Origin of the sequence: Syntrophomonas wolfei subsp. methylbutyratica (assembly GCF_001570625.1) — a bacterium.
Classification (GTDB): Bacteria; Bacillota; Syntrophomonadia; order Syntrophomonadales; family Syntrophomonadaceae; genus Syntrophomonas; species Syntrophomonas methylbutyratica.
Genome location: NZ_BBQT01000005.1, coordinates 163,330 through 171,809, shown reverse-complemented (window position 1 = coordinate 171,809; position 8,480 = coordinate 163,330). Strand labels below are relative to the sequence as shown.

Genomic DNA, 8,480 nt, shown 5'->3' with positions numbered 1-8,480 from the left:
TAGCCTCGCCTTTTCCTTAACGCTCACTACCGTGGCTTTTGACCAAAGCAGCTTAAGGTGGTTTGAAGCCTCCACCTGTATGGCGGCTTCGAGGGGCCCTCCCTCATCTTCTGTGCAGCATGGCTGCGCTCAGTTGCATCTCTGCGCCTTCGTGGCGCACAGTCATCGGCGTATCTGATGATATGCGCCTCGCCTTTACACTGCTTCTTTACCACCTTGTCAAACCACATATCCAGCACATAATGCAGATATACGTTTGCACATACCGGCGAAATCAATCCACCCTGGGGTGTACCCCTGTCGCTTTCGTGGTATTTCATGTCCTCCATGATGCCTGCTTTCAGAAACCGCTTGATGTACCGCAGAAAATTCTTGTCCGCTATATCATGCTCCAGAAATCTCATCAGCCACTCATGGTCTACATTGTCGAAGAACCCCTTTATGTCCGCATCAACAATGAAGTTTATCTTATTTGTCATTATCAGCTGGTTTACTTCCCTTATTGCTTGATGACAATTCTTGCCTTTTCTGAAGCCGTAGGAGAAATCATAGAACTTCCCCTCGTATACCTGGTCAAGCACCTTCCGCATTGCTCCCTGCACCAGTTTATCCTCATATGCAGGTATCCCCAGCGGCCTCATCTTGTCGCTTCCCGCTTTGGGTATATATGTCCGTCTCACCGCCTGTGGCCTATAGCTGAACATTTTCATTCTGGTGAGCAGGTCCTCTATGTTCGCTTCGAGGTTTTCCCCATAGGCTTCCTTGCCCACTCTGTCTATACCCGTGGCTTTGCCTTTATGTTGTTGCCTGTGTTCTTCAGTCAGATTTTGTTTGTTTACATAGTGCATCAGCGTCTGCGCTCTCTTGTGTTTCTCTACCTGCTGCGCTATTCTTTCGTACGCATTTTCCATCTTCTCTACCACCTCCAGTGTGGCTGATGTTTTGTCCTAAGAACGGTTTATATGTCCGCCCCTTCCCTCCGCCGTCATTACCGGTTTCTTCGGTACTATGAGCGAATCCGACTCCTTGTATACCGTTTCTTCCGCCTTGGATGAAATGCTCCTTGTGCGAAAAATACTCTTTCGAGAGTATGCAAGGCCTCCCAGGTACGTTGTGAATAACAATCTCATGCTCGCCATGCTCTCAGACCCCGGTGGAACTCGCTTGTTCTCGCCTCTATCGTCCAAACGTTATTGCCTGCTGCCGAGGTGAAGGCATCGGCTTCCACTTTATATAATCTAACGGGGCTCTATCACTTCACGCTTTCGCATTACGGCTCGCATGGTTTCCTGCCTACGCTTAAACCTCACCTCACGGCTTTGGCTCCAAGGCTGGATACCGGCGGCTGGCTAGACCTTACCGTGCCGGCTTCCCACCGGCTATATCCACAACGCCGAACTGGCGCACCACCTCTGTTGATTTATCAATCTTGCTTAATAATTAAACTCCTGTCCCATAAGCACTAAAATGCTAAAAAGCTATCATTTCGTTCTCGCTTAAATCCGGTATCTTCATCATAATAATCTGCCATTCCTTCAGGCGGAAGCGAAATAAAGACATTGCTTTCCCCCAATGGTCTTTTTTCAAAAACATCCGTAAATTGGGCCGGTAATGAAATCGTATATTTTTGTAAAATAGTTTTTATCTTCAGATATTCGTTTCTCTTCTCCTGAAAATCCTTGATCCCTATAACTTCCCAGAAACGCTGGTAGGCCTCTTCAACCCTGGAATTATACCGAAATAACACATCAATGTATCCGCTGTTGTTCTTTATCAAGGAAAACCCACTTACACCATCACGCGACATATTAAAATTCTCCAGGGCGGCAATTAAATCATGAGCCGGCTGAGTGCTTATTTCTTTTTTTATCATGTTATAAAATGCCTCAATCAAGCTCAAATATTCCCGTTCCTCAATCCTGTCTCTACCACGTAGCAGTTCTTTGGTAAGAATTAAATTGCTTGTTCCGTAAATGAACGAAGCGTAATCATCTCCTTTTTCATTCACCACATTGAATAAATATACTATTCCTCGATTATAGCTAAACATTATCCCACCACGATTGCATCGACCGGCACATTGGATAATGGAATCCAGGGGAGCAAAATCGCGAACGACAATATCAAAATCCAAATCTACCCCGGCCTCTACCACCTGGGTAGAAACCAGTATTAAATTCTCTCCATCTTCAAGATCCGCAGCTATCTTGTCAATTCTATCGGCGCGCTGTGCTGGAACCAGATTGGTTGACAGGTAATAAACCTTACGCTTTTCACCGAATATCTTTTTCAGCAGGCTAAAAACCCTCAACGATGATTTAATAGTGTTGCAGACCACCATGCAGGAAGTTTCATCCTTTATCAAGGCCGCTATTTCCTGCACAAAATCCTCTAGCCCTATTTTGTCCAATTTCGGTATCAGGCAAGTTCGGTTAAACCTGGAATAGTAATCCGGATAATTCTCCAATAGTTCCATAGCTGGAAGCCGGTCATTGGGAGATGACCCGAAAATTACCGGTCGGGTAGCTGTCATTAGAATTACCCGGCTATCGTATTCGCGGCAGAGGATGTTCAAAACATACTCCACCAGAGGATAGTACTTGATGTCCAGAGCCTGTATTTCATCTATCAAAAAAATAGAACCTGCATAGTTGTGAAACTTCTTCAACATGCGGTTGCGAACACTAATCATGCTCTCGAAAAACTGGACAAATGTTGTAACAATGACAGCGCTTTGCCAGTCTTCGGTAAGGAGTTGCTCAAATACCGGGGAGCTTGCCGGGTCATAGCCTTCTTCATTCTCTTCCTTTACTTGGCCTGATAAATGATGATGCTTGAGCAAGTAGAATCTTTCCTTATCGGTTATCTCTCCGCTATTATGAAACAGTTCTTGAATGCTCTTATAATTCTGATCAATAATAGATGTAAAGGGCAAAACATATACTATCTTTCGATTTCCACCCAAGCGATCGCGCAGCTTGGTAGCCGCGCAAAAACCAGTCCAGGTCTTGCCCGAACCTGTGGGACTGGTGATGGTAAAAATACGCTGCGTATCGGCAAAAAGCTCCATATTGGTCTGTACCCGGCGAAAAATATCTTCTCGTATTGAATTAATCTCACCCTGGCTATCCTTGTTGTTTTTTTCCATCCTGGATTGCACAATTTTGTCACGAGCCAGCAATATCCCTGGGGACTGAATAAAGCGAATCGAGGTTGGGTTTTCACCTGAGGCACTGAGTTTATCAGCAGCAATAAGTGAGGAATATATAAACTGATGGGCAAAATAACTCGTGTCCCGTTTGTATTTGCCACGAACGGTATAATAATACTCCAGTTTTAAGAGCTTGCGGAGCAGCTCGTGGGGATTAAAACCTTTTATGAAGCCATTTATCAACTGTTCATCAAGCATATCCCGGTAGGCTTTCCTGACCTCTTTGAGGTTGGTCTCTATATTTTCCACCTGTCGCCGGGCTATATCAACGTTTTCCTCGAAGGCCGCACCAAAGTTCTTCATTGAGGAAGGTAGTATTTCCTTAAAATCACTTAGATTACCATGGTGATGATAAATACTGCTATAGATTGCCAGGGGGAAGAAGTGGTCTTCCCCCCAGCGGTGAAAAGCATTATGAGCCCCAAAAAGCGCCGAGATAAAGCCATGCTGTTTTAATTTACCCTGCTGCTTTTTTTTAAGCATATATTCTTGAAAAAAGGTGGTAAACTTGCCAAAGTCATGGGCTATCCCGGCAATTCTTGCGGCTTCTCCATAGCGCTGGGGGCAAAAAGCGGCCGCCATAGTACTTACCTCTTGCAGGTGCTTTGACAGCAACTTGTCCGGATGAGAATAAAATTGCATGACTCCTCCCCCTATTATGGTTTAATAAAAAGTGATATTTTCCTTGATATCTTGTTCCTCCCATTGGTAGGCTATTCGCCAGCACATATCTTCATTAAGGCTTACGGGCAGGGCTGAAGCATTTTCGTCATAAACATAGCTGGCACTGGCCACTGGATATCTTTCCGCCGTAAAATCCACCGGCATTTTTTCTTTAACCAGGGCTACATTATCCAACATACGATCAAATGAAAACTCCACTATGTTCCTGCTTTTTATCGGAGTAGACACCTCTACCAACCCTCGCGTCTGCAGCCGTTGGCACGAAGCCTCAGCAACAAAATTGGCTGTAGCCGAAAAAGGGGCTGCTCCCAGGTAAGGCGGAAAAACATACTTGTCGTTTACCAAACGCTGTTTTAATTCCTCGTAAGCACCCGGGTTCCCGGCAAAATAGATCCGGTAACGCAGCTCGGGTTCTCCGCAAACCAATTCAAACGGTATCTGAGTGTGTTCCCGGGGTACAATTAGCTCTCTGCTTCCCGTAGCCCTCATATAATTTAAGGTTTGCATAATCTTCCTGGTTCTGCCCAGTTTTTTAACGGCAATAAAGCTATGTTCCCGGCTAAATTCCTGATAATAGCTATCCCGTTCCCGGCCCAGCATGGCCGCTATTATGCCTGCCAGGCATGTTCGGGGTGGCAGCGAGTAGCTTAAGGAGGAAGAATTAGTATATATCTTGCGGAAATGAGCCAGGGAGCCCTTTAAATCAAAAACTAATACCCGCATCTGCTCATCTCCCTAATTAAACAGGAATGTTGGTAAAGGCAGAAAAAATATCGCTAGCAGTTTTCTCCACTCCATTGTCCAGCATTCGCAATTCATTGCTTTGAAACATTCTTATCTCTTTTATCAAACCCTTGCGAGCTTCCAAATAGGCCCGCAAACGCCCGCATTCCAAAGCGCATTCGTTAATAGAGCGCAGGTTCTCATCCGCCGGCAGCAGTTGAATGTAGTTTCTGAAATCATCCAATATCGTTTCATTATCATTAAAAACTACTCTCATATAAAAACGGGGATACTGCCCGATTTTACTGCGGGTGGCCAGAAGTGGAATGGCTTTTTTCATAGCCTCATCCAGCAGTTCCAGATCGCTCTCGCTCAGCCGGGAATATTCGGCCCGCTTGCCGCTTACCACACCGGAAAAAGCAATAAAAGAGTATTTTACCCGGTAATCCTTGCCAATTGCTCCCTGTCGATTAGTGCTGGAAGAGGCAAAGTGTGAAGTTATACTGGATTCCAGCAACTCTACTTTATTCAAGGAATAACCCCAGTTGAACTGCACCGGGCCTATAAAAGACTTGCTATCTCCGGTGGCCGGCACAGTAGCCCCAAAAAGCCGGATATCAATAAAAGAATTCAACAGGTTTTCATCACTGGTATCTCTGATCTGTTGAACCCTTTCTGCCGCTGTGACCGGTTTATTATCAATACTCTGAACATAGAGTTCATAATTCTTGTCTAAGAGATAATCCCGGATATATCTCTTTAACCTGAGATCAGAAACCAGGTTAATACCTCTCTCATAATCCATGCGGGGCCGGTTCTCTTCATCCGGATCACCATTGGGATTGGTTAATTGGGCATCATAAAGGTAAAGGATCTCACTATTGTTCATCACTGTTATCCCCTTTCTTTTTCACTGGCAGCGTAGTACCAAAAGCGTAACCAGACAATACATAAAAAAGATTTTCGTCCTTATTCATCTTCCAGTCATTGATGTTTTTATCCATCAAGCGCGTACACTCCGCAAAAATCCTTTCGTTATAGACAAGCACCTTTTCCTGGCGCAGTTTGTTAAAGACATCGGAGCGCAGGCGTATTATTTTGCTTTTATCGATACCATTGAAGTTTATCTTGTTTAATACCGGTTTATATGTAGTATCCGCTCCTTTTTCACTGGCACGCCGGTACTGAGCATTACCTACTTGTCCCAGCAGATAGCCCAAAAGGAATAAGGCCGCTTGCTCTTCATCATAGTGCATATCCGCCATAAATCCCTTGATACTATCATTCAGGTTTAATGTACGGTAATCCATCCCTTCCCCACCTTTCAAACAACCCATTCTTTTGAAGAATTCCAGCAAAAAAACCCCGTCCAGGGTTAAATAATTAATATATTGCTGCTTTTGTCGAATATTAAAGCCTTCTTTTTCATAAAAACATATAGCCAGAGCCTCTGCCAGATTTTTTATGATCCGTTTTTTATCGATAGAGCGATTCGTAAACAGGGCATCATAAAGAGCCAGCAGTTCCCGGAAGCTGGAAGCATTACCCTGTTTGAGCCTGATCGGGGTTAAATAATAGACCTGCTCCAGTCCTCCCCGGTAATGATAATTATTCTTAAAATGTTTATTGGCCAATTCCTGCAATTGGGCCACGGAAACATCCAGGTTCTCAAAAAAGGAAGGGCGGACATCCTTTACCAGGCGCAGTATCTTGGTAGCAGCATTAGAGCTGCGGACAAACGCAAAATCAATAAGATAGTAGATATTTTCAATTTCCTTCAGTTCTTCCAGCCGGTTGCGAAAGTCCTCGAGCGCATCAATGGATTTGGCCATATTTACGGTTAGTAATAGTTTTTGCGCCAGGTTTTTCATGGTAGATGGATCTACCGATTCCCCATATACCAGATGAGGTATAATATAGACAGTGAAGCCCGCTATCCTGGTGGAAAGCTGCTCCTGCAAAAACACCTCTCCGGCCTGCAGTTTTTCCATGCAGGAGCTGCAGATGTTCAGGTTTTTGGTATAATCCTTTAACTGGCTGGCAAAGATAAGTTGATTGGTAGTAAAATATTTGATTTTCATTTTGCTCAAGTCAGCCGGAACCCCTTCCGAAGCACCGCATACATTGCATTCCAGTTCCATTTGCTCATGCTGCCTGGCAGTTTGGGGCTTTTTTGAATCACTTACGGCCTGGCGATAAGAAGGATCGTTCACCAGCGCTTCACCATCGATAACAACTGTATATAAACCTAATTGCCTCTCCCCCACGCCATATTCTTGCTGTATCCATTTGAATAGTTGTTTTTGCAGCAATTCCAGGATTTTTTTTCCAGGCTTGTTGCTTTTGCTTGCTTCCTCAATAATCTCATCCAGGGAAATATCGCCCATACCCAGTTTTTCAATATCCAATATATACCTGTACTTTTTATTCCCCGCCAGTTCCGGGTCAATAGGATAATAGAACTGTTCCACAATACTCCGGGATTTTCTTATGATATCTTCCTCGATTATTCCCTGCATTTCAAGCAGGTTAGGAAAGAGCTCACTCAGTATATAGGAACTGGCCGTACTGGTAGCAAACCATTGTGCCGACCGGGGTCCGTCCACACTTCCCACATGAAGATACCGGAGCGATGAATTATCGTCCATTTCTTCTTTTACATCAATTCTTAATTCCTTCTTTTTGGTATGGAATACAAATTTACAGATATGTTGTTGCCGGTTATTCTTTATTGATGGAACTTTTTTAATCAATGATGCCAAGGCATCCTGTTCCTCTAGAACCGCTGCGCCCAGTCCGATTATACTTTCCAGCATTTTCTCACCTCCCCTTTAGTCATTATTAAGGTTATTTGTATAGTACAGTAACAAGGAATATTTTGCAAGCTATAAATACTTGACAAGTTGTAAAAATAAATGATATGAGTTATAACAACTTGATAGGAGTAACCCTGGAAGGAATTGAAACAGGTTTTTTGTCATCGTGTTTTAGCTTACCTAAAAGGGTTGCTCCTTTTGGTTTCCCTACCCCACCACCTCCCAGCAGCCGAAGCCCTGGGCGTTTTTACTGCCCAGGCCCGTATCATAGGCTATCTTGATCAGATCCGGATTGCCCTTGAGCCAGTAAAGTCCTAGATACCCGACTATTACCGTTCCTTTATATTTGATTACGCTCTTGAATTTTTGTTCTTGACTACCATGGGGGATAATTTTGAGCTCCTCCTGGGAGGGAATTTCGCCATAGAGAACCTGGTATTTGGCTTCCAAATTGGCTTTGACTAATTCCGCGAAACGGGGCTGCCAGGGGGAATAGTATTCAGTCCATTTTTTCTCACTTTCCGTCAGGGTGGAGTAGGCAACTATAGGTGAAAGCATTTTTATCTGCAGCAGATTGGATGGAGTGAAATTCTTGTGAACACCGATGCTCTTGACCTCAACGGGCTGGTTTCCCAGAAAATTAAGCTCGGACTTTATGAGGGTTTCGGCCAGATCGGTAATGAATTGCTCAACACCGGCAGCCACAATTATTTTAACGGGAGGAGTAAAGATTATTTCTTTTTTCTGCGGAACTATCCTGAACTCACCCAACAATCGAGAAAAGGTAAAAAGCTTGAATGATTTGTTTCCCAGGCTGTAACCTTTCTGGTGCAAGAATTCTCGATAATCCTTATTGCTCAAGTTTTTGTAAAGGAAACCCTGCAAAATATGGTTATAATGAATAGGCAGTTTTATTTCCTTTTCACTTGAGATTTCCAGCGTTATTCTCAATTAAAAAACCTCCAAAATTCTTCTCCTTTACTAAGTATTCATTATTATCCATCTAATTCCTTCCATTCCATCAAAATTCCATATTAATTATTGTT

6 protein-coding genes are annotated in these 8,480 nt (G+C 43.8%); all 6 read right to left on the bottom strand.

Features of this window, described 5'->3' with window-relative positions:
- Positions 1 to 26: 26 nt before the first annotated feature.
- On the bottom strand, positions 27 to 911 hold the full coding sequence (locus AWB54_RS06230) for a reverse transcriptase domain-containing protein (protein WP_082736052.1): 885 nt from the start codon (positions 909 to 911) through the stop codon (positions 27 to 29).
- Positions 912 to 1,462: 551 nt separating this feature from the next.
- The gene (locus tag AWB54_RS06220) at positions 1,463 to 3,853 is read right to left on the bottom strand and encodes a CRISPR-associated helicase/endonuclease Cas3 (RefSeq protein ID WP_061213747.1); all 2,391 of its coding nucleotides are present in this window, start codon (positions 3,851 to 3,853) and stop codon (positions 1,463 to 1,465) included.
- A gap of 21 nt (positions 3,854 to 3,874) precedes the next feature.
- The gene (gene cas5b, locus AWB54_RS06215; protein WP_061213746.1) at positions 3,875 to 4,618 is read right to left on the bottom strand and encodes a type I-B CRISPR-associated protein Cas5b; all 744 of its coding nucleotides are present in this window, start codon (positions 4,616 to 4,618) and stop codon (positions 3,875 to 3,877) included.
- Positions 4,619 to 4,634: 16 nt separating this feature from the next.
- The gene (cas7b, locus tag AWB54_RS06210) at positions 4,635 to 5,507 is read right to left on the bottom strand and encodes a type I-B CRISPR-associated protein Cas7/Csh2 (RefSeq protein WP_061213745.1); all 873 of its coding nucleotides are present in this window, start codon (positions 5,505 to 5,507) and stop codon (positions 4,635 to 4,637) included.
- Entirely contained in the window at positions 5,497 to 7,434 is a 1,938-nt protein-coding gene (locus AWB54_RS06205) for a TIGR02556 family CRISPR-associated protein (RefSeq protein WP_061213744.1), read from the bottom strand. Before AWB54_RS06205 ends, cas7b begins: the two co-directional genes overlap by 11 nt.
- 207 nt (positions 7,435 to 7,641) lie before the next feature.
- A complete protein-coding gene (cas6, locus tag AWB54_RS06200; protein WP_061213743.1) occupies positions 7,642 to 8,385 on the bottom strand; it encodes a CRISPR-associated endoribonuclease Cas6 in 744 nt (247 codons plus the stop codon).
- Positions 8,386 to 8,480 lie beyond the last annotated feature (95 nt).

Coding starts and splice junctions, on each gene's coding strand:
- cas7b (WP_061213745.1), bottom strand. CDS start 5,507: ATGAACAATAGTGAGATCCTTTACCTTTATGATGCCCAATTAACCAAT.
- cas5b (WP_061213746.1), bottom strand. CDS start 4,618: ATGCGGGTATTAGTTTTTGATTTAAAGGGCTCCCTGGCTCATTTCCGC.
- AWB54_RS06230 (WP_082736052.1), bottom strand. CDS start 911: ATGGAAAATGCGTACGAAAGAATAGCGCAGCAGGTAGAGAAACACAAG.
- AWB54_RS06220 (WP_061213747.1), bottom strand. CDS start 3,853: ATGCAATTTTATTCTCATCCGGACAAGTTGCTGTCAAAGCACCTGCAA.
- AWB54_RS06205 (WP_061213744.1), bottom strand. CDS start 7,434: ATGCTGGAAAGTATAATCGGACTGGGCGCAGCGGTTCTAGAGGAACAG.